Annotated in this window: 19 protein-coding genes and 2 pseudogenes; 13 read left to right on the top strand and 8 right to left on the bottom strand. The window is 40.1% G+C overall.

Translation table 11 applies throughout. From position 1 onward, the window contains the following. Positions 1 to 70 precede the first annotated feature (70 nt). From GON05_RS17875 to GON05_RS17830, 9 genes and pseudogenes are all read left to right on the top strand, one after another. Entirely contained in the window at positions 71 to 397 is a 327-nt protein-coding gene (locus GON05_RS17875) for a hypothetical protein (protein WP_157320504.1), read from the top strand. A gap of 116 nt (positions 398 to 513) precedes the next feature. Then, positions 514 to 948, top strand: coding sequence for a hypothetical protein (locus tag GON05_RS17870; RefSeq protein ID WP_157320502.1), 435 nt, complete (start codon positions 514 to 516; stop codon positions 946 to 948). A gap of 194 nt (positions 949 to 1,142) precedes the next feature. Continuing rightward, a complete protein-coding gene (locus tag GON05_RS17865; RefSeq protein ID WP_157320499.1) occupies positions 1,143 to 1,604 on the top strand; it encodes a DUF6882 domain-containing protein in 462 nt (153 codons plus the stop codon). 10 nt (positions 1,605 to 1,614) lie between these two features. Next, positions 1,615 to 1,752: pseudogene (locus GON05_RS17860) on the top strand (class I SAM-dependent methyltransferase); the annotation flags it as partial. Positions 1,753 to 1,965: 213 nt separating this feature from the next. Beyond that, entirely contained in the window at positions 1,966 to 2,658 is a 693-nt protein-coding gene (locus tag GON05_RS17855; protein WP_309491771.1) for an RDD family protein, read from the top strand. A 78-nt stretch (positions 2,659 to 2,736) separates the two neighbouring features. Then, a pseudogene (locus tag GON05_RS40110) lies at positions 2,737 to 3,489 on the top strand (DUF4184 family protein). A gap of 134 nt (positions 3,490 to 3,623) precedes the next feature. Then, complete coding sequence (locus GON05_RS17840; RefSeq protein WP_157320491.1) at positions 3,624 to 4,754, top strand: alpha-hydroxy-acid oxidizing protein; 1,131 nt, start codon at positions 3,624 to 3,626, stop codon at positions 4,752 to 4,754. A 183-nt stretch (positions 4,755 to 4,937) separates the two neighbouring features. Next, on the top strand, positions 4,938 to 5,987 hold the full coding sequence (locus tag GON05_RS17835; RefSeq protein ID WP_157320489.1) for a DUF4362 domain-containing protein: 1,050 nt from the start codon (positions 4,938 to 4,940) through the stop codon (positions 5,985 to 5,987). 227 nt (positions 5,988 to 6,214) lie between these two features. Beyond that, positions 6,215 to 7,312, top strand: coding sequence for an FAD-dependent monooxygenase (locus tag GON05_RS17830; RefSeq protein ID WP_157320487.1), 1,098 nt, complete (start codon positions 6,215 to 6,217; stop codon positions 7,310 to 7,312). Positions 7,313 to 7,438: 126 nt separating this feature from the next. Here the strand turns inward: GON05_RS17830 and GON05_RS17825 are convergent, their stop codons facing one another. Further along, the gene (locus GON05_RS17825; RefSeq protein ID WP_157320485.1) at positions 7,439 to 8,680 is read right to left on the bottom strand and encodes a CynX/NimT family MFS transporter; all 1,242 of its coding nucleotides are present in this window, start codon (positions 8,678 to 8,680) and stop codon (positions 7,439 to 7,441) included. 6 nt (positions 8,681 to 8,686) lie between these two features. After that, the gene (locus GON05_RS17820) at positions 8,687 to 9,370 is read right to left on the bottom strand and encodes a FadR/GntR family transcriptional regulator (RefSeq protein WP_157320483.1); all 684 of its coding nucleotides are present in this window, start codon (positions 9,368 to 9,370) and stop codon (positions 8,687 to 8,689) included. A gap of 405 nt (positions 9,371 to 9,775) precedes the next feature. On the opposite strand from GON05_RS17820, the gene GON05_RS17815 reads away from it, so the two are divergent. Both GON05_RS17815 and GON05_RS17810 read left to right on the top strand, forming a co-directional pair. Beyond that, positions 9,776 to 9,964, top strand: coding sequence for a hypothetical protein (locus tag GON05_RS17815; protein WP_157320481.1), 189 nt, complete (start codon positions 9,776 to 9,778; stop codon positions 9,962 to 9,964). A 264-nt stretch (positions 9,965 to 10,228) separates the two neighbouring features. Continuing rightward, the gene (locus GON05_RS17810) at positions 10,229 to 10,723 is read left to right on the top strand and encodes a VanZ family protein (protein WP_157320479.1); all 495 of its coding nucleotides are present in this window, start codon (positions 10,229 to 10,231) and stop codon (positions 10,721 to 10,723) included. A gap of 2 nt (positions 10,724 to 10,725) precedes the next feature. Here the strand turns inward: GON05_RS17810 and GON05_RS17805 are convergent, their stop codons facing one another. From GON05_RS17805 to GON05_RS17795, 3 genes are read right to left on the bottom strand one after another with little or no spacing between them, the layout of a single operon-like run. Continuing rightward, positions 10,726 to 11,829, bottom strand: coding sequence for a GerAB/ArcD/ProY family transporter (locus GON05_RS17805; protein WP_157320476.1), 1,104 nt, complete (start codon positions 11,827 to 11,829; stop codon positions 10,726 to 10,728). Then, positions 11,813 to 12,886 carry a Ger(x)C family spore germination protein gene (locus tag GON05_RS17800; protein WP_157320474.1) on the bottom strand — a complete coding sequence of 358 codons (1,074 nt, stop codon included), beginning with the start codon at positions 12,884 to 12,886 and terminating at the stop codon, positions 11,813 to 11,815. Before GON05_RS17800 ends, GON05_RS17805 begins: the two co-directional genes overlap by 17 nt. Positions 12,887 to 12,913: 27 nt before the next feature. After that, positions 12,914 to 14,386, bottom strand: a complete 1,473-nt coding sequence (locus GON05_RS17795; protein WP_181646194.1) for a spore germination protein — start codon at positions 14,384 to 14,386, stop codon at positions 12,914 to 12,916. Between the two features lie 140 nt (positions 14,387 to 14,526). On the opposite strand from GON05_RS17795, the gene GON05_RS17790 reads away from it, so the two are divergent. Then, a complete protein-coding gene (locus GON05_RS17790; protein WP_157320470.1) occupies positions 14,527 to 14,886 on the top strand; it encodes a hypothetical protein in 360 nt (119 codons plus the stop codon). An 88-nt stretch (positions 14,887 to 14,974) separates the two neighbouring features. Here the strand turns inward: GON05_RS17790 and GON05_RS17785 are convergent, their stop codons facing one another. Beyond that, entirely contained in the window at positions 14,975 to 15,853 is an 879-nt protein-coding gene (locus GON05_RS17785; RefSeq protein ID WP_157320468.1) for a LysR family transcriptional regulator, read from the bottom strand. Between the two features lie 110 nt (positions 15,854 to 15,963). Here GON05_RS17785 and GON05_RS17780 point away from each other — a divergent pair, with 110 nt between their 5' ends. Further along, positions 15,964 to 17,244, top strand: a complete 1,281-nt coding sequence (locus GON05_RS17780; protein ID WP_157320466.1) for an adenylosuccinate synthase — start codon at positions 15,964 to 15,966, stop codon at positions 17,242 to 17,244. 67 nt (positions 17,245 to 17,311) lie between these two features. Here the strand turns inward: GON05_RS17780 and GON05_RS17775 are convergent, their stop codons facing one another. Together GON05_RS17775 and GON05_RS17770 are read right to left on the bottom strand one after the other, a co-directional pair. After that, the gene (locus GON05_RS17775; protein WP_157320464.1) at positions 17,312 to 18,415 is read right to left on the bottom strand and encodes a GerAB/ArcD/ProY family transporter; all 1,104 of its coding nucleotides are present in this window, start codon (positions 18,413 to 18,415) and stop codon (positions 17,312 to 17,314) included. 17 nt (positions 18,416 to 18,432) lie between these two features. Beyond that, positions 18,433 to 19,557, bottom strand: coding sequence for a Ger(x)C family spore germination protein (locus GON05_RS17770; RefSeq protein WP_157320463.1), 1,125 nt, complete (start codon positions 19,555 to 19,557; stop codon positions 18,433 to 18,435). Positions 19,558 to 19,573 lie beyond the last annotated feature (16 nt).

The raw sequence follows: 19,573 nt of genomic DNA, 5'->3' as shown, positions 1-19,573 counted from the left end.
CTTGAACGAAACATACGAACATATGCTAGTATTTAGGTAACAGGAAGTATTAAATAACGTGAGGTGTAAGATGAAAAAAACTGTTTTAGTAAATATCAGTTATTACGTTGAAATAGATGAAAGTGAGAACGGACTTTCTCAAAAAATCCAAAACAAACTTCGCGAGAATCGGAGTTTAGAGTCTGATGATAGTAATGTTTTTCTAAAGTGGAATCAATCTTCATTTAGGGTATTGAATCCTCGAATCATGAATTGCGGTAGATGTGTGAATTGTGGATGTTGGACTACTAATAGTGAAAAAATTGATGCAATTTTTGGACTAGATAATGGAGCATTTCACAATAATAAATTACTTTGTGATGAATGCCTACCTCCAGACCATCGGTGGGCTTTTTGATTAAACTAAAATGATAGTGTAATTGCCTAAAGAAAAAGTATTTAGGCTTTCTAGCGGCAGTGGATATTTCTATTATTTGGTAAAAAGGTTAAGAGAGTGGGGGGAAGTCATTGCTAATGTTTGAAGACCTTAACAAGGCGATTTGCAATTTTTATTTATCCATAAAAGAAGAGGCAGAAGTTCTCTGGTGTTTTACTGATGCAGATCATAAACTAGTATTTTCCTCATTAAAGCATAACTTTATTAGACACGAAGACTTAAAGGAGTTTATTGAATCTAGAACAATATTCATTGAAAACAATTACACATATTGGTACAGCCCAAGATCTATTCAGGAATTATTCCGAATAATCGAAGATAACCCAATTACATATAGATGTAGAGTGCTCTTCTCGGATGATGATATCAATAATCCAAGATTTCGAATACATGTGTATGAACATTATAATTATAAAAGCTCAGAAACAAGAGCATTGTTAATAAACGAAGAAAAAATAGAAAATGATTATGTTTCGAATATCCTACCTAGGATAAAAAATATTCAGAAGTAAAAATTGAGGAATTGATGTTGATACTAGAAATATATGAGTGTTTCATTGGTCTGATAAGCAAACGCAGAACGCTAGTTGACAAATACAGCATGGAAACCAAGCCAAAATGGGATCATGGATAAAATGAATCATATTAACTGTTGCAGTCGAACCTTTTTATTTAACAAATTAGCTAAGGAAGAATGGTGTATTTTATGAAGATGACAGATAGCCAGTTCGATGAGTACCTGGAGCTTTGCTATGAAAATTTACAGAAGAAACAAGAAATATTACTGACAGAGTATGGTCTTGGGAATTTCCAAGAGTATTGGTATGACCAGGAAACTAGCAAAATTCAATTTAAAAATGAGGGTAAAGTAATGCTTGAATTTAGTGTCGTATTTATTGGATCATGGTCAAGTGAAAGCAACACTTGGATGTGGGCGTGGGCAAACAACAGCATGACAGATCAAACAAGGGCACAATCCTCTGCATTGAAAGAAATAGAATCCATTACAGGGATTGGCATCTTTACAAAACAATGCTTTAACTGTGACGAAGCGATGGCACATGAATTAACTGCTTTTTCAGTTGAACATTTAAAAGCAAACGGAATGTATATATCCCCTGATGGTAAAAGCCATGTATTCATGGCTTTGAAGCATCCTATTTCTTAGATTGCTGAATGTGAATGCATTGGCAAAAGCGGGATTTGCCATTGAGCAAATGATCGAGGAATCCGATACACAAGACAATGATGGAGATTTTGCAAAAAAAGCAAAGATGCTTCCTGTAACATTCGTATTTAAAGCAAGAAAACTATAGCATCGTGACGAACAGGCAGCCGACTACATTGGCTGCCTGTTAAACTATAGGAAGGTTAATGGAAAAGAATGATATGGATTTTAAGTACTAAGTGCGGATGGTTCCATAAGAATTGGTTGGATTTTATACAAATTCCTCCTATAAATAACCAACATATGGTATGTTCTTTTAGGTGGGATATATGGGGTTTAATCTAAAAAAATGGGGGTCTAAATAGTACAGGACGATGAGAAATGGTTTTATAAGCAGGGTGTTCAAGAAAATGGCCCTTTCACGACGAAAGAAATGAATAACTTGATTCAAAAAGGCGAATTGAAGCTCGTTACAAGTGTTAAGCGAATTGGACAAGAATGGAATGCTGCGGAATCATTCAAAGAGCTGCATTTCGAAAAATTAGCAAATAGCATTGCACGTCCCTGGTCCCGCTATTGGGCACGAGGACTAGACATGTTAATCCTAGGATTCCTAATGGGTATTCTTATGAGCATTTTATCGACGATTTCCTTCAATACTCGTATTGATGGATTTTTTCTGGGAATTGCGACTCTTATTCTAGCCATCCCATTTGAAGCTTGCCTTTTAAAATTGTGGGGAACCACCCCCGGAAAATGGATCCTTGGCATCAGCATTCGGGATTCGGAGGGTCAGAAACCCAAATTAAGAAAGGCCTTTCAACGAAGTGTGCTTGTATGGTGGCGAGGGCAAGGGGCGGGCTTACCGATTGTCTCACTAATTTTTCATTTGAGAGGTTACCAGCAATTGAAATATGATTTGGGTATGACAACATGGGATCGGGATTCGGAAGTTGTGGTATCTTATCGGACAAAGAGTTGGTGGGGGGAGCTATTAGTCTGGTTAGCTGCTGTTCTTATCATTTATTTTAGAATTATTAGCTTTTTGCCCTGATAAGGTGTACTGGTAAATTATTGAGGCAAGTCTCCAACGTCTAGACTTCGTCATTAATTGAAAAGGAGTAGGCAAACGATGCCCTTTACCTTCGCGCACCCGACCTATGCTTTTCCGATAAAATTGATTAGTCCTCGATGGCTTAGTACAACTGGTCTTGTTTTGGGGAGTATGGCCCCTGATTTTGAATATTTTCTCGCTTTGGAACCGCATCAGGTGATTGGTCATTCGTTCGCGGGATTATTCCTTCAGGGGATCCCGTTATGTTTATTGTTTGCATATCTTTTTCACTTTTATGTTAAGGAATCGCTTGTTCTGCACTTGCCATCTATCTTAAACATCAACCGAAGAGGGTACGACCTTTTATCCTCATGGCGTCTGCGAACGTTTAGCGACTGGTTTGTTTATGTCTTATCTGTCATCATCGGCTTTCTCTCACACATAACGCTTGATGCATTCACGCATTAGAGCGGTTATATGGTTCGGCATCTTATCATTTTACAGACTATTGTTGTGTGGAACCTGCCGCTTTTTAAAATATTGCAGCATACTCTATCGTTGATAGGGATATCGATGGTAGCTGGCGTCATAGGATTAGCGCTGTCTAAGGCAGCATCTGATAAAAAAATGCTTCCAATAATTACGAACAAACAAAAGTTCTACTATTGGAGTTTTGCCGCAATGAGCTCGGTCTTCGTTACTATATGCAAGCTAATATTTGTTTCAAGTGGCAATTTCATTGGAATCTTGGTCGTAGCGCCAATTTCCGGATTCTGTTTAGGAATACTGCTGAAATCCTTATTTTGGAATACAAAGAGGCATCGGACATAATGTATAACTGAATGTAAACTTCATGACAAGAGAAACCTTCGAAGGGTAACGTTCTGCGGCTTATCCCTTTTGTAGGAAGCAAATCGGATACCCGCTGTCGATACATCATATAGTAGGAAGGAGGAGGGGGTTGCATGAATTTTGGAACCTACATTCAATCGGCACGCATTCGAGAATGTAATCAAACACGGCGAATGCTTATTACTTTTGAGCAATGGGAACAGGAAGCGCGCAGGCTTCTTGATCCGCGGTCTTTTTCATATGCGGCAAGCGGTGCTGGCGAGGGGACAACTATTTGGGCAAACCAAGAATCGTTCCAACGTTGGCGAATTGTTCCAAGAATATTAAGGGACGTAGCCGATCGAGATCTTTCGGTAAAACTTTTTGGGAAGACTTTTCCGTTCCCTGTTGGTTTTGCTCCTATCGGAAGGCAAGCGATGTTTCACCAGCTGGGGGAAGTGGCATCTGCAAGGGCGGCCGCGATTTTGGGTATTCCTTTTATTCAAAGCATGGTTTCTACGTATTCCATGGAACAAGTAGCCGTCGCTCATCCAGGCAGTTGGTTGCACTTGTTTTTCGGGGAAGATCGTGACGTATTAAAAAGTTTAGTACATCGCGCGGAAAGAGCTGGTTTTACCGCCATTGTTCCAACTCTTGACCGGCCGGAAGAAGGGTGGAGAGCCGAGAATTTATCGTTATGCGTTTCTCCATTTATGTTCCAATATGGGGTTGGGAACTTTATCTCAGACCCTGTCGTAAAGCAAAAGTTTGGCATTTCACTAACACCTCAAACAATGCGTTATTTGACATGTAAACCCCATATATCCGTTGAGGATTTCGGTTATCTACGCTCTATTACGAAACTTCCAATTATAGTTAAAGGGGTTCTCCATTCGGAAGACGCAAAAATGTTAATAAATTACGGTGCAGACGGAATTATCGTATCCAACCATGGTGGACGACATTTGGACGGAGCCATCGCAGCATTAGAGGTATTACCTTCCATTGTGGACGTTGTTGGAGCACGCGTTCCTGTTATGTTCGACAGCGGCACCCGGTGCGGGGCGGATATCTTCAAAGCACTGGCCTTAGGGGCAAAAATGGTATTTATCGGACGGCCATATCTCTATGGTCTGACTATCGGAGGCGAAACTGGAGTTCGACATGTTATGGAAAATTTAGTAGCTGATTTTGATTTGAATCTTGGGATGGCAGGTTTGAAAAATTTGAGTGAGCTGCTTCCCAGTACATTATCTAAGCAATAGTTGTCTTGATGTGGCTCAATTTCCTAAAAAACAGATAGTTTAAAGACACCGCGGCATCCGATCATGACGATTGGTTGCTTTTTTATGCTTGTGAGCAGAAAAAGCCATTTTCCCTTCTAAATATCTGGAACAAAATGTAAGTTTGACTCGCCAATAATGTATTCGTTTATGGGAGGTATTAAATTGATCAAAAAGTTAATCATATTTGCCTTTGCTATGTGCATATTGTCAAGTTGTTCAAATATTAATGGCTTTGACCAGTCAAAAGGAACATTAAAAAATAATGCTGATGTGATTGATATTCACGGAAGTGTTTCTAACCTTTTCAAAATGGACGACTTTGTAAAAAAAGTTAATGAAAAAGAAAACGTCTCTATTCGTATTTCTCATTATACGATTGAAGGCGATCCTATTTATCAGAACATCAAGTACAGCGATGGTAAATTCGAGCTTCAATATGATACTACTCAAGATAAATTTGGAGCAGGCAAAGTAACAACATATTCCTGTGAAAACTTTGAAAAAACGGAAACGAATACAGAAATGAAATATACTTTAATTGGTTGTTCGAGTGATGTGAAAAACATCGATGTTTTATACCTTTCATATGATGTATCAAAGCAAGATCTTTTCCAATTCCAACTTAAATATGGAGACAATCAAGCAAATGAGATTAATACAATAGATATGAAATTTGTGAAAAACCTAAAAAGCGGGCAGATCATATCAGTGAATGATTTTCAGCTGAGTAATGAAGAACGGCAAAAAATCTATAAAAAAATGGTATTATCAAATTTCTTAAGTGAAAAGAAATTTGCAACATGCACGGAAAAGCCAGACTTCTATTTAAAAGTTAAAATCAATAATGCGGTTCGTGAATATAACTGGTCAGATTGCACAAGTAATGAGGATGATAAATTAATGACTGATTTGGCTAATACAATTATTAAGATTGTTAATTCGAATCAATTTTATGTTATGTCAAATACGAAAATGATGAGCAAAGAACAGGCGTTAGATTTAGGGAAAAAGTTGGATTTAGATAGCGCTGATAAAGCTAAATGGAGTGCGACGTTGGTTGAAAAAAAAGAATATGATATCAATAACCAAAAAGAAAAACATACAGTATGGGTGGTTGAAGCGATTTATCCATTAGGAAATAAAATGATTGTAGACTTTGATGCTTATTCAGGAAACCAAATTATTATGGCAGAAATGGAGGCTAATAACTAGCAATATTATATAAAATTTCATAATCCAATAATTGTAAAATTAGAGAGAGGTAACATGAGTTAAATAATATACATGAAAAGGCAGCCAGTTCATGCGGATTGGTTGCCTTTTGTTCCTCCTGACTATCAACGTGTGGCTCTGGAATAGTTGTATATATTCAGTTTATAAAGCTATTTTATTCTATACAAAAGTCATTAATCATATTGAGGATTACAGGAGGAACTAACATGGAAAAAACGATCTTAGTTAGTGGAGCTAGTTTCGCAGGCCTCTCCACAGCCTATTGGATGAATAAAATGGGTTACAAGGTCACCGTTGTTGAGATTTCTAAAGGTCTTAAAAAAGGTGGCACGCCAGTAAATATCGGCAAAAAGACCGTCGACATTGTAAAACGTATGGGGCTGCTCGATCAAATCAAGTTGAACAATATAAACATGGAATTAATGGAATTTAAAAATTCAGATGATGTCACTGAAAGAAAGGAGTTACGTGAGGAGCATGCAGAAGATGAATATGAAATTGAGCGAGATGTTTTGCTGAATATCATGTTCGAGGCTGTAAAAGAGGATGTCGAGTTTATTTTCAGCGATAGTATTGTGTCGTTGAAAGAAGAAAGTGATGGGGTCTACGTTGCTTTCAAATCGGGCCAAAACCGTTCGTTTGACCTAATATTCGGCTGCGATGGTATTCATTCGATCGTTAGAAAATTGTGCTTCGGCGAAGAGGCTGAATTTTCGCATTTCCTTAAAACTTACTTCTCAATTACAATCGTGAATAGTTTGTTGATCCGAGAGAATACGACTCAGATGTACAACGAGCCAGGTAAGGCGATTATGCTGAACGCCTACAACAATAAAACCGATATTGTTCTCTGCTTTTCTTCAGATAAAGAAATCCCTTACGACTACAGAAACGAAGAACAGCAGCGGAATATCATTTTAGATCAGTTTTCTGGACTAGGCTGGCGAACGCCTGAATTGCTGGAAGAAGTGAAGAATTCAAATACTTTTTACTTTGACAAGCTGTGCCAAATGAAAATGCCATCATGGACAAAAGGCAGGATAGCGCTAGTCGGTGATGCTGGTTTCTGCGCTTCTCCGGCTGCTGGCATGGGTGGATCACTGGCAATAGATGGGGCGGGCGCTTTGGCCGAAGCTTTTCAAAAGTGTCATGGAAATTATGAACTTGCGTTCGAGGAATACAATAAGAGTTTCCGTCCTTTTATCGAGGAAGTGCAAGCCACCGCGGAGATGACTGTAGATTTTCTTGTCCCACGAACGGAAGAAGCCATTCGCACAAGAAATTCGCAAGGACCATTTGCATAGGTCATATTTTCGGAGCGAAGTAAAGGTATCTTGAGAAATCTCCTGTATTTTGACAATGGCTTAGGAAAAAGCTCATGAATATGGAAATGGCAGCTGATCGTTTAATCGGCTGCCATTTTGTTTTGTTTAAACTTGTACCTGTTCAGACTCCTGCGAATTTACAAAGCGGTTACGGGCTGCCCCCATACCATATACAAATATTAAAAAGCTTGCGGCAATTAGTAACGTTAATGGTAGATCCCAAGTCCCGGTCATGTCATGCAGCAAACCGAACAGCATTGGGCCAATGGCGGCCATGATATAACCAACGGTCTGAGCCATACCGGACAATTCCGCTGCTTCTTGAACGGTGCGAGTTCGTAGACTGAAGAAAATCATAGCTAAGGTAAATGAAAATGCACCGGCAATGCCAATAATGACCGCACACAGAGGTACTAGTGCATTGGTGTTCATGAATAAGCCACCTATACCAAGCAGATAAAGAACAGCCGTTAATAGGACCAGTGGTCTCTGGTTGCGCATGCGGCCTGCGATGATTGGTACAAGGAGCGTGAACGGCAACATGGAAAATTGAAGAAGTGAGAGCATCCAACCGCCTGCACTTTCCGACATCCCTCGGCTGACCAATATTTCCGGAAGCCAAGCAGCTAACATGTAAAAAATGATCGATTGCAAACCCATGAATGCTGTTACTTGCCATGCAAGTTTAGAATGCCACAAGCTCGACTTTTTATCATTGGCAACAGTAGAAACTTCAGCAGTCGCTGGTTTGGTGTTGCGCAGGCGGGGGAACCAGCTAATCATGGCCAGGATCGTCAGCATGCACCAACAAATTAAAGCACCTTGCCAGCCGAAGCCCGCATCACGCGCGAGGGGAATGCTGATTCCGGATGCCAGTGCTCCGCACAGATTCATAGAAACCGAGTAAACGCCTGTCATTAACCCAACTTGATGTGAGAAATCCCTTTTTACGAGACTAGGTATAAGTACATTGCAGACGGAAATGGCAAGTCCAATCAAGATTGTTCCTGCAAATAAGGTTCCGGCACCGTGAAGTGAGCGGCATACCGTTCCGAGGAACAGAACGACCAATGCACTAAAAACGACACGCTCCATGCCATAACGCCTTGCGAGTTTGGGAGCGAATGGCGACATGAATGCAAATGCGAGTAAAGGGACCGTCGTCAGCATACCTGCAACCGTATTTGAAATTCCCGTTGATTCCCGAATATAGCTGATTAGAGGGCCAACCGAAGTAATTGGCGCCCGCTGATTGGCAGCGACCAGAATAATGCCAAGGACAATTAACCATCCAAGTGTCAAGTTTGTAGAGTTCTTGATATGAGTTGATGCTTGTAAGTGTTTCATTTTGTTTTAACCTCTCTGTTGCTGAAAATGTTCTTTGGAATGTTCGATGTAGATTCGTACGGTTTCCGCAGCTTGTGAACTATCATTTTGTTGGATAGCGAGAAGAAGCATTTCATGATTTTGCAAATAATAACTGTGAGAGCTTAATTCCATAACATCCGAAATAGTTTCGCGAACGCCTTCGGTCATATGGTTATAAAGTTCCATAAGTAAGGGGTTATGGGAAGCCGCGATGATCGAGCGGTGGAATGCAATGTCTGCTAGGGCATAAGCTGCGTGGTCGCGGCTATGTACGGCAAGCTTGCAAGACTCTATGTGCTGCTGAATTTCCTCCAAATCTTGTTCTGTTCGCCGCGTTGCAGCTAAAATCGCCGCTTCACGCTCTAGCGCATGGCGAACCTCTAACGTTTGCAATATATCACTCCTTTGAATCCGTTTCTTTAAAACAGGGCCAAGAGCACTGGATGAGGATACGTAAGTTCCATCACCTTGCCTTGTCTTTAATAATCCTGCATGAGTTAATGCGCGCATAGCTTCTCTCAACGTATTGCGACTGACCTGCAGCTCTTCCATGAGCTCAGGCTCAGTAGGAATCTTCATCCCAACCTGCCACACGCCACTTTCAATTAATTGTTCAATTTGCATGGATGCCTGCTCGGCAAGTGACAGGCGGTTAGTTTTATTCAACATAACGTCCGGTCCTTAAACGTAGGATGATTGGTCGTTTATAGAATATCACTTCGTTAGGGGAAATACAAGGTTAATTTACGTGTTACGAGTAAATACATTTTCATTATTTTGTTGAATACACAGCAATCTTTAGTCACTGTTGGTTGAACATTCTTTTGTATAAATATAATTCAAACATACAACACCTGTTGTATTTACAATAAATGATGATTTCTATACCAAGTTATGGAGGGAAATACCTAATGAAGAATATAGTCATTGTTGGTGCTGGACCGTGACTAGGATTAGCGATTGCAAAGAAATTCGGCTCCAATGGTTTCCGCACACTGTTAAGATGTCGTTGAATTCAGCCCGATTGTTTTTCCTATACCTAAAAAGGCATTACAAACTACCGTTAAGGATGTTGTGGGACTTGTAGATGGTTATCTTGGCGGAGCAATTCGTGTCGTGGAACAGGTTGTACCGGATATGGTGGAAAAAGGGGAAGGAAGTCTGTTATTTACAACAGGTTTATCTGCTATGTATCCAATGCCTATATTGGGCCATATTGGGATTGTGTTACCTGCGTTAAGAACATATATTTTGAATTTATAAGATGTTCGAGGAAAAAGATGTTGTAGAGGATGTTTATCTTAAAGGTGTTACACCAGAAACAATTAGTCATTACGTGGAATAGCTGTGTTAAAAAATAAAAGAGCAGTTTGCCGCGCCGACAGCTGCTCTTTTTCATTGAATTAAGATAGGTTTTTTGATCCAAACGTACAAAATTTAAGAAAAATTTTATAAATACCCTACTAATTGTTAAAGTATTTTCCTTATCCTTATCAGAAGAGATATGAAGAAACGGGGACGAAAACAATGAATCGCACGAAACGAATAAAACGCCTTGTAGTGCCAGTTCTGTTTGCCGTATACATGCTTACATTATTTAGAGTCATTTTATTTAAATATGGCTCGATAGATATAGACTTTCTTTGGTATCGATTGCAGAAAAATGTGGAAAACCCTGAGTATAGTATGAGCCGCATGCAGTTTGGTAATTTTATTCCGCTCAAAACAATTTCCGATACCGTACTAAGTCCGACAAGTCATGAAGTCATCAATTTGATTGGAAATATCTTGGCATTCATGCCGTATGGCATTTTCCTATTATTATTATCTAAATGCAAATCGATAAAGCTTATTGGAGTAATTATCCGATCACTGGGAGTGAGCTTACTCTTGGAACTTTTACAGGTCTATTTTTCCATTGGGAATTATGATGTGGATGATATCATCCTGAATACCTCTGGGGGGCTTCTTGGATACTGTGTCTTTAGGATGTATGGTAAGTATGTAGGACTAAAACGATGAGATTACCGAGTCGATTGAAAGAAACGCAATATTTTTGACCTGATAAAAAAGAGTATAAATATCACAGGGATGTAGCCAAATAGAAAACAGGCTCCAAGCTTTGCAACGAATTTACTTAATGCATCAATTTTGATTCGATCACTGAATTGAAGTAGAGCAAAAAAGAACGGTAAAAGTATCAAAGGCAAAGAGATGCCCGGTTTGACATTCAGGATTCTTTTTAGAATGCGCGTACAACTCCAGAAAGACAAACACAAAGACGGCAGCGAAACGATAAACCAACCAAGAATAAAGAGAAATTCAATTCTTTCAGCAAAAGGAAATTGTATAATTTTTGTTACCACTAATATCGGATAGAGCGTCTGTTCTAATAGGCCCTGACTAAAATACATCAAGGTAGAAATGGAGATAAAGGCGTACTGTAAAGACGTGAAAAGCACACCAAAATGGGCCCATTTTGCATGTTTATCAGTAGATCTAATAAACGGAAAGAAAATGAATAGAGATTCGAACCCCATATACAAATTGGAAGCAGCTAATGTTGATTTAAGCAGGTCGGAAGTGGAATGATTCCAGATGGGGAATAAGTAGTGTAGGTTTCCATATTTCATAGGAATATAAGTGAGAATAAATAGCAGTGATGAGGCCAACACCGCAAAAAAAGCTATTCCGGTTAAAACTCTAAAACCTCCGGATACAATGTAATAGATGATACATAAGAAAATTAAACATAATTCCCATGTGCTAACCGTTGGAAATATCCACACTTGTAGAACATCGATATAAGCTCTTACGGCAGATAAAGCTGACATGAAAAAATATCCGATCATGAGAAGGGATATAGCACTTCCAAGTATTTTCCCGAAAATCATTTGATGCAACTCTATAACATCTTTTGCAGGGTTATTCAGCATTTTATACATCATCCAGACAATGAAATGCAGGTATACTCCCATGAACAGAATTGAAATCCAAGCATCATGACCAGCTGTTTTATATACGAATATCTGAGAACAAATAGTTGAAACACCAACCGTAGTAGCATGAACTAAAAAAAATACGAAAAACCCGGAAATGATGTAATTTTCCTTAATGCTGCTCTGCACCAATACCCACTCCCGTTTGTGTAATCAAGATCTCCGTATTTACTTCAAACTTTAAGTTTGCATATGAGTTTGTATTGAACGCTTGTTCGTTCCAAGTTCCCCCTTTACTTCTAAAAAGCTCACCAATACCTATAGGGTCCACAGTGTTTTTTTGGAACTTTTTCAAAAGCTCGTTGATTTCTTCAGAAATATGTTGTTCAATTTGCTTTTTTAGATCGAGAAAGTCACTTTTATCAACAGCGTTAATGGTGATAGGTATATCTCGTAGTTCTGTACGCAGCTTTAAAGAAACGATGACTTTATCTTGTGCAGGAAGAGAGAAGTTACAGTTACCACGAATGACTTTAAAATGAAGTTTTTCATTTTGATCATTCAGAAATTCATAATAGCCCATCATCGTTCTCGGTTTATCTTTAAGAAGTTTGAGAAAAAAAGCTTCCTTCTTGGTTAAGAGAAGACGTAATTTATCTTTCTCGAAGACACCGACACCATCCATATGAATCATGTCATCTTTGTCTATATTGACTACGGGTAAGAACAAGTCTTGTCCTTCCCCGTAATATTGATCCAGCATAAGGTGCGTATTTGTAAAAGGAGTACTTCCTTTGTCCATATTCTGTTTAACCATGTCAGCTAAAAAGAAAGGGGGATTTTGTAAGTTTTTGGTCAAAAGCTCATTTGCATCTCCTATGGAGATTAATACATTGGCGTTATTGCTAATAAATTGATCACGAAGAAGACCCTTAAATAGTTCTTGAATCCCGTTTCTTGCTAACTTGTCGCTAATCACGATCGTCCGCATTTGACCGAGTACAACTTGGTCATCGGATTGTGCTGTTAAGGAAATCCAAACGCCGCTGAATGTTTGTGACTCTGACGTAAACAATCGCAACCGCGTATTTTTTTCGTAATCGGCGTAGGCAGAACTGCTCTTAAAGGTGTCGCCATTTGAATCGTAGCCAATACTTTCTATCATTTTAATTCGATCGATGATTTGTTCTTCTGCGCATCCAGAAAGAAGGAAACAACACATAATAGCAGGAATGAACATTTTCATAGATGCTTATTTCCTTTACAACAAATTTTATTCATTATTGTAGTCATTCTCGATGTCTTTATGCTTTTGAACCTGGTAGCGTCTTAAGAATAGGGGACGTAGAAAGCTTGGTCGACTCCAAGTCAGACTTAATGCTGAACGCACAAAACCATCTTTAAAATCTTTGTAACGAAAAGGATATAAAGGAGCCAAATAAGGATTTCCTAAAGATTTCAGACGCAGTAAATGAGCCAGTAGGAAAACCGAACCCACCATGACGCCCAAACCACCAAATGCACCGGCCAGGATGATCATCGGAAATCTCAAAAAACGAATGGTGTTGGCCATTTTAAAAATGGGTGTTGTGAACGTAGCTACTGCGGAAAGAGCCACAATAATGATTAAGATATTGCTTGTTAATCCGGCTTGTACCGCCGCTTGACCTAATACTACACCGCCAACAATTCCAAGGGTTTGGCCGACTTTTGTCGGCAGCCTTGCTCCAGCTTCACGCAAAAGTTCAACCGTTATTTCCATAATGAGAACTTCCAAAAAAGGCGGGAAAGGTACATTGGATCTGGATTCAATAATTGGACCTAACATGTTCTTAGGGACGATAGAGTAATGAAAAGTAATAATTGAAACATAAAAAGGTGTAGCAAAAATGGTGAAAATAACACCGATAAAACGAATAATACGGAAAAATGTCCCCAATACCCAAGGCAAATAATAATCTTCAGGTGAGAAGAAAAATTCAAAAACGGTCGCAGGACCTGATATCCCAAAAGGAGAACCGCTGCTTAATACACCCACTTGTCCGTTCAGAAGGTTAAACTTCATCCGATCTACTCGTTCAGTTGATGTAAATAACGGAAACGGCGTATTGCTATTGTCGGATATAATCTGGTCAAGGATAGAAGTGTCGAAGACTACATCTACATCTACTTCCATGAGTCTTTGCCTAAGCGTATTTACATGCTGGGGATTCGTGATTCCATCAATATAAGCGATTACAACTCTAGATTTGGAGAGAGATCCTTTGGTCAGTTCTTCAAAAATAAGGTTCTCGGAAATGATTTCTTTTCGTAATAAATTTAAATTGGTATCGATATCTTCAACAAAGGCAACTTTCGGACCGATTACACTGTATTCGTCTTCAGATAAATTGTTTTTACGGTAACCCTTGTTCGTATCTGCAATGTTAATAAGGATTCCCTCGTTAAGATTGGATCCTATTTGAATGAAAAGTGAACCTTTGGTCAAACTGAGTGAAATCTCAGCTAAATTGGAGGAGAACTGAATGCCTTCGATTGGAATGAGACGTTTAATATCATCTAAATCATGAAAGTCACTTGTACTGCACTGTATATAATCGAGCACATCATGATGCAATTGTTCATGATTAATGACAGATTTAAGAAATGACATATGAAGTGTAGTTTTATTTTTCGTGATGGTTGATTGATTAAAATCATCCGATCTTAGTGCATCTTTTAAGGCTTCATAAACATTATTCAAAATGGAGATCCCTTCCTTGGTTGAAACGAAAATGATTGTGTTATTTTATTCCATTTAACTTTTTTTATACATCTATCCAAAAGCCCTCCCCTAAGAGAACTTATTGAATATGTTAAAGTACAAGTTCCTTGGGGGTGAAAATATTGATACAACTGAACGGAATCGTAGGTGGAAAAGCTCCAATTGCAGTGGGAGCGCGGAAAACGGTACTCCTCCAGCAGATCGTGATTCGAGTGAAAAATCGCCAAAAGCTCATTTTGAAAAACCTGAATTTTTTGTTTAATAATGAAGCCTTTGCTATCAAAATTGAGGCTGAACCCTCTCCAGGTGTGTTTATCGCAAGAGGCGGGGCTGGCGACTTAAACCCTAATAAAGTACTGGTTAACAATACAAGTGGATCGGAAGTGACGATCTTCTTGCTTATTAGCGCTGTAAATATGGCCAATAACACCAGATCTTTGAGTCGTTCCGACAGCTGGCGCCTGCTGCTTCAGCGCAAGTAATGGAAGAGTGATCGACAAAGATAGCGTTAACGTAGAACAAAGCAGGCGCAATAGCGACCTGCTTTGTTTATTAAGACATCAGTTTAACTTACGGTAAAAATTCAAGAAGACGTTTTGAAGCTGCTGAAAGCGGTACGCCCTTAAGTGTAGCAATTCCAACGTGGCGCTCCGGAACGGGAGGGGTGAGAGGTATTTCAACAAGTTTGCCTGAAGATAATTCCTCCGTTACATAATTGCGCACAATAAAAGAAAGTCCAAAACCGCTTTGTGCAAACTGAACAAGTAGATCGAGGCTGCCTAATTCAAATTCCGGCTTCAGACGTACACCGTGCGATATGGCAAACTCGTCAAGAAAATTCCGTGTACTGCCTCCCGGTTCAAGGAGCAACAAAGGGTATTGATGAAGCTCCTCCAGAGGGAATGGCTTTTCCGCTAGCGCTGCATAATCGTGATTTCCGACAAGACAGTCCTGTTGGGGTGAGCTTATACGGAAGTTGATGTTCGGATCACTCGTAGGTAAGTTCACGATGCCAAAGTCAATTTTCCCCTCTTTTAGAAGTGTGATTGTTTCTGGTGTTGTTCGATTGGTCACGCGAATCTTGATGTCAGGGAACTCTTTGTGGAATTGTTCCAAATGCCTTAGCAGATAATGCTTGCAGAGTGTGTCGCTTGCCCCTATGTTAATTTCACCGTACATAAGTTCTTGCATTTCAGCCATTTTTTTCTCGCCAATTTCAATAAAATGGATCGCTTGTTCTACGAATTTGAAGAGTACTTCACCTTCTGTTGTTAACGTTACACCTTTGGTAGTTCGAAAAAAAAGCAATCCACCAAGGCTCGCTTCTAGTTGCTTAAGTGTGTGACTAACCGCTGGTTGCGTGATGTGAAGCCTTTCTGCGGCTTTCGTCAAACTGCCGAATTTAGCCGTCCAATAGAAAACTCGATACCATTCCATATTGAATTCCATAGCCATTACCTCAGTTTATGATGAGTATTATTTATATCAATTTTACTAATGTTATTACCGCCAATTATAATCATTGAAGTAGACCAATACAAGTGACGGAGGCGAGAAATTTGACGGTTACGGCAATCGTAGGAGCAAATTGGGGAGATGAAGGAAAGGGTAAAATGACGGATGTCCTTTCTGCAAAATCGTCTTATGTTGTGCGTTATCAAGGCGGAAGCAACGCGGGGCATACGATTATTAACAATTACGGAAAATTTGCTTTACATATGCTTCCTTCGGGCGTTTTTTATCCAAATGTGATGAATGTGATTGGTCCTGGAGTTGCGTTAGATGTGGATGCATTCACTAAAGAGCGAGAAGAGTTGCTTGAAAGAGGGGTTCCTGAGCCGCGGTTATGCGTGTCGGATCGTGCGCAAATCGTCCTTCCCATACATCGTTTATTAGATGAGCTGGAAGAAGAGCGGTTAGGTGCTCGCAGCTTTGGATCGACCAAACGGGGAATTGCGCCTTTTTACATGGATAAATATGCAAAGCTTGGCATTCAAGTATCGGATTTGTACGACAAACAGAGGCTGCTATTACGATTAGAACAATCACTAGAGGCCAAAAATGTCCTGCTTGAGAATTTGTATGGGCGGGAACCGATTCAACCAGAGAGTTTGCTAGCGGAATTATTAGAGCAAGGCGAGAAACTCCGTCCATTTGTTTGCGATACCACTACCATGCTCCACAACGCCTATGTGAACGGTGAGTCAATATTATTAGAAGGCCAACTCGGAGCACTTCGTGATCCAGATCATGGCATTTATCCTTATTCCACGTCATCTTCAACGCTTGCGGGATTTGCTCCTGTTGGTGCCGGCTTACCTCCTTATGCTATTGAGAAGGTCATGGCCGTGGTCAAATCTTATTCAAGCTGTGTGGGAACTGGGCCTTTTGTATCCGAGTTGGATGGAATAGAAGCGGACGAACTGCGACGTTTAGGAGGGGATGCGGGAGAGTTTGGTGCAACGACGGGTCGACCTCGCCGTGTTGGTTGGTTCGATGTAGTAGCCACTCGTTACGGCTGTATGATACAAGGGGCAACAGAAGTTGCGTTGACAAATCTTGATGTGCTTGGATATTTGGATACGATTCCCGTTTGCGTTGGATATGAACTACAGGATGGGACGATAACTGCGGATTTTCCAGTAAGCGCCAAGCTCGATAAGGCCAAACCAATCTTGCAGCAGCAAAAGGGTTGGAAATGCGATATCTCAAAAGCGCGCTCTTTCGACGAGCTGCCTATCGCTGCTCAACAATACGTCGCATTCATTGAATCTGCCATCAATGTGCCAATAAAGTATGTTTCAGTAGGTCCTAGACGGGAACAACTAATAGGCATTTAACTAAACCTAGCCAAGGCTGCCGACATTCATGTTCGGCAGCCTTTGTTGAAGTATCATGGTAATGCGATCATGCTGGAGACTGAGTTCTTAGCAGTTTGGGTTTATTCCGTATCCATGTGAGGAAAATCAGGAGCAGCGGTATGATGATGGCAAATAGCATGTAATAGGGAAATAAATATTTTTGTATCCAAACGATATTTTCTAAGATATTGGCAAATAACAGGGAATAGCCTGACATAAACCAGACTAACGGATAAGCGACAGCAGCACGCTTTTCAACCTTAAAAAGTTGGCAGATTCCCAACACGGCGCAATAAAACAAAATGCTTAATTTTAGACAAACTAGAAGCAAAATATTGATGGAAATAACAGCTTCCAGATGTTCAATAAATCGCGAAAATTGCATCTCGCGAAATATCGTGAAGATGGGATAAACGAGCGCAGAACCGCGGCTAGTGCCAAGGATACCGATTGTGAAAAACATACATAATGTCAGAATGCATCCGCCTATTCCGATTCCCAATAAGTAGGAAGTTTTAAGCCTTTGACCTACAAAAGGGAACAACATCATCAAAGCCACCGTTTCCATATAAGGAAAGGCAAATACATAGTTCGTTTTGATCATCATCGGCATAAATTGAAAATCAAAGGGCACTTTGAAATATGTCCAATCCCATTCCCGAAGCATGAAAGAGAAAGGCAACCAAAATGCTAATACCATGTAGGGAGTTATCAGTTCGCAAACGATGGCTATCGTTTCTATCCCTTTGACGACGGCATATGCGCAGGCAAACAGAGTTAAAATAACGAACATGGGAATTGGAGTTCGGGGCATGAGGGTGCTATGCATAAAATCGCCAAGATTGCGGGTCACCCAAGAAGCCATTTGTATAAAGAAAAGGATATACAAGATGGAAACAACTCCGCCGGCCCATTTACCTAAAACTTCATTGGCTATTTCGATTATTCCCTTTCCAGGATAATGTTTGGCTAAATATAACCATACGCCAGCTAATAGCAACCCGTATAAGGTTGACCATACGACAATTAACCAAGCATATTGCTTGGCATCCACCATTAATTTGCCAGGAAGGAGGATATAAGTCGTTCCGATTACTAAGCTATAGGTCACTGTAAACATCTGCCAGCCGCTTAAACGTGCATTTTCCAATCGCTGTTCCTCCCATGTTACTGATAAGTAGTGCTCGTGTTGCCGATTCCTTCTACGGTAGATTGAATCAACACATCAATTTCGAAGTTTTTCCAATTTTCCTCGCCGATGCCTTCATCTTGAATTCCTAGAAGATCCCAGGATTTTTCGTGAGTTAACGTAATAAACCGGTCTATTTTTTCCTTCAATTCTTTATTATAGGCAGCTTCTATCTCAGTTAGATTTTCCAAATTCATGGGAACAGTTTGATTGTTTTCTACGACCCTAAGCACGGCTTTGATGTTCATAACGAGACGTGGAGGCGACTCAGCAAGTTCATATTTCCTATGTACTTGGATATCCTGTGCTTCAACTACAACAGAGGAGCCATTCACTTCAAGCGTGTTTGAAGTAACTTTGAGTTGGCCGTTTAAAAGATAATTCAGTCTTTTCGTATCCTCTTCTACACGGCCTACCATTTTAGCGTGCTGAAATACAGCCCCGTCTGTGAATGTCAGAGAGTTTTTACTGGCTTGAATACTTTCCAATCGATCTGTTTTGGAGGACGACTGCACCCCGGAGTAGTGGAGAATCGGAATGATGATCGGTTGGCTCAAGGATACTGCCCTAGCCACGTCTCTTAGCCGACTAGGAAATAAATGTTTATGAAATGTCCGCGCATGCATGTCCATAACGGAGCGAATATATTTACCGGGGACCCTTTCCAGAGCCGTATAGCTGTACATAATATCTGCGAGAGGGGAGTCAGTGACAACAAAATCAACGTTTGTTCGACGATCTGGATCTCGCTCAATGAAATTAATAAACTCTAATATGCCTTGTTTGGCAAAGCTTTCGGAGACAATATAGCACTGGATATGCGGAGTGAAAAATTGTCTAGGCATGATCATGCTCGTACGTCCTGCAAGACGGCCGAAGTTCATTTCATTGATTTTAAAAGTGTAGACTGGCGCACTCGAAGTGCCTCCTTGCTTAGACGCAATACCTGTAGGGTTTATGACTTGATAGTAAGCTGTGAGTTCACCAGTCTTGGGGTCTTTATCCGCGCCAGCTATATTCACAATGGCTAATTGATTAATTTCCCTTTTGTCCCAGCAGCCTGCACAGATAAAGAGAAGGAGTAAAACTATGAAGACCCTCATTACTTACTCCTTTCTG

This window comes from Paenibacillus anseongensis (assembly GCF_009757995.1).
GTDB lineage: Bacteria > Bacillota > Bacilli > Paenibacillales > NBRC-103111 > Paenibacillus_E > Paenibacillus_E chondroitinus.
Note: the sequence above shows the minus strand (reverse complement) of the source record. Positions and strands in the feature narration are given on the sequence as shown.

Excerpts from the sequence above, each read along its gene's own strand:
- GON05_RS17875 (WP_157320504.1), top strand. The coding sequence starts at position 71 with ATGAAAAAAACTGTTTTAGTAAATATCAGTTATTACGTTGAAATAGAT.
- GON05_RS17870 (WP_157320502.1), top strand. The coding sequence starts at position 514 with ATGTTTGAAGACCTTAACAAGGCGATTTGCAATTTTTATTTATCCATA.
- GON05_RS17865 (WP_157320499.1), top strand. The coding sequence starts at position 1,143 with ATGAAGATGACAGATAGCCAGTTCGATGAGTACCTGGAGCTTTGCTAT.
- GON05_RS17840 (WP_157320491.1), top strand. The coding sequence starts at position 3,624 with ATGAATTTTGGAACCTACATTCAATCGGCACGCATTCGAGAATGTAAT.
- GON05_RS17830 (WP_157320487.1), top strand. The coding sequence starts at position 6,215 with ATGGAAAAAACGATCTTAGTTAGTGGAGCTAGTTTCGCAGGCCTCTCC.
- GON05_RS17825 (WP_157320485.1), bottom strand. The coding sequence starts at position 8,680 with ATGAAACACTTACAAGCATCAACTCATATCAAGAACTCTACAAACTTG.
- GON05_RS17820 (WP_157320483.1), bottom strand. The coding sequence starts at position 9,370 with ATGTTGAATAAAACTAACCGCCTGTCACTTGCCGAGCAGGCATCCATG.
- GON05_RS17810 (WP_157320479.1), top strand. The coding sequence starts at position 10,229 with ATGAATCGCACGAAACGAATAAAACGCCTTGTAGTGCCAGTTCTGTTT.
- GON05_RS17800 (WP_157320474.1), bottom strand. The coding sequence starts at position 12,886 with ATGAAAATGTTCATTCCTGCTATTATGTGTTGTTTCCTTCTTTCTGGA.
- GON05_RS17785 (WP_157320468.1), bottom strand. The coding sequence starts at position 15,853 with ATGGAATTCAATATGGAATGGTATCGAGTTTTCTATTGGACGGCTAAA.
- GON05_RS17770 (WP_157320463.1), bottom strand. The coding sequence starts at position 19,557 with ATGAGGGTCTTCATAGTTTTACTCCTTCTCTTTATCTGTGCAGGCTGC.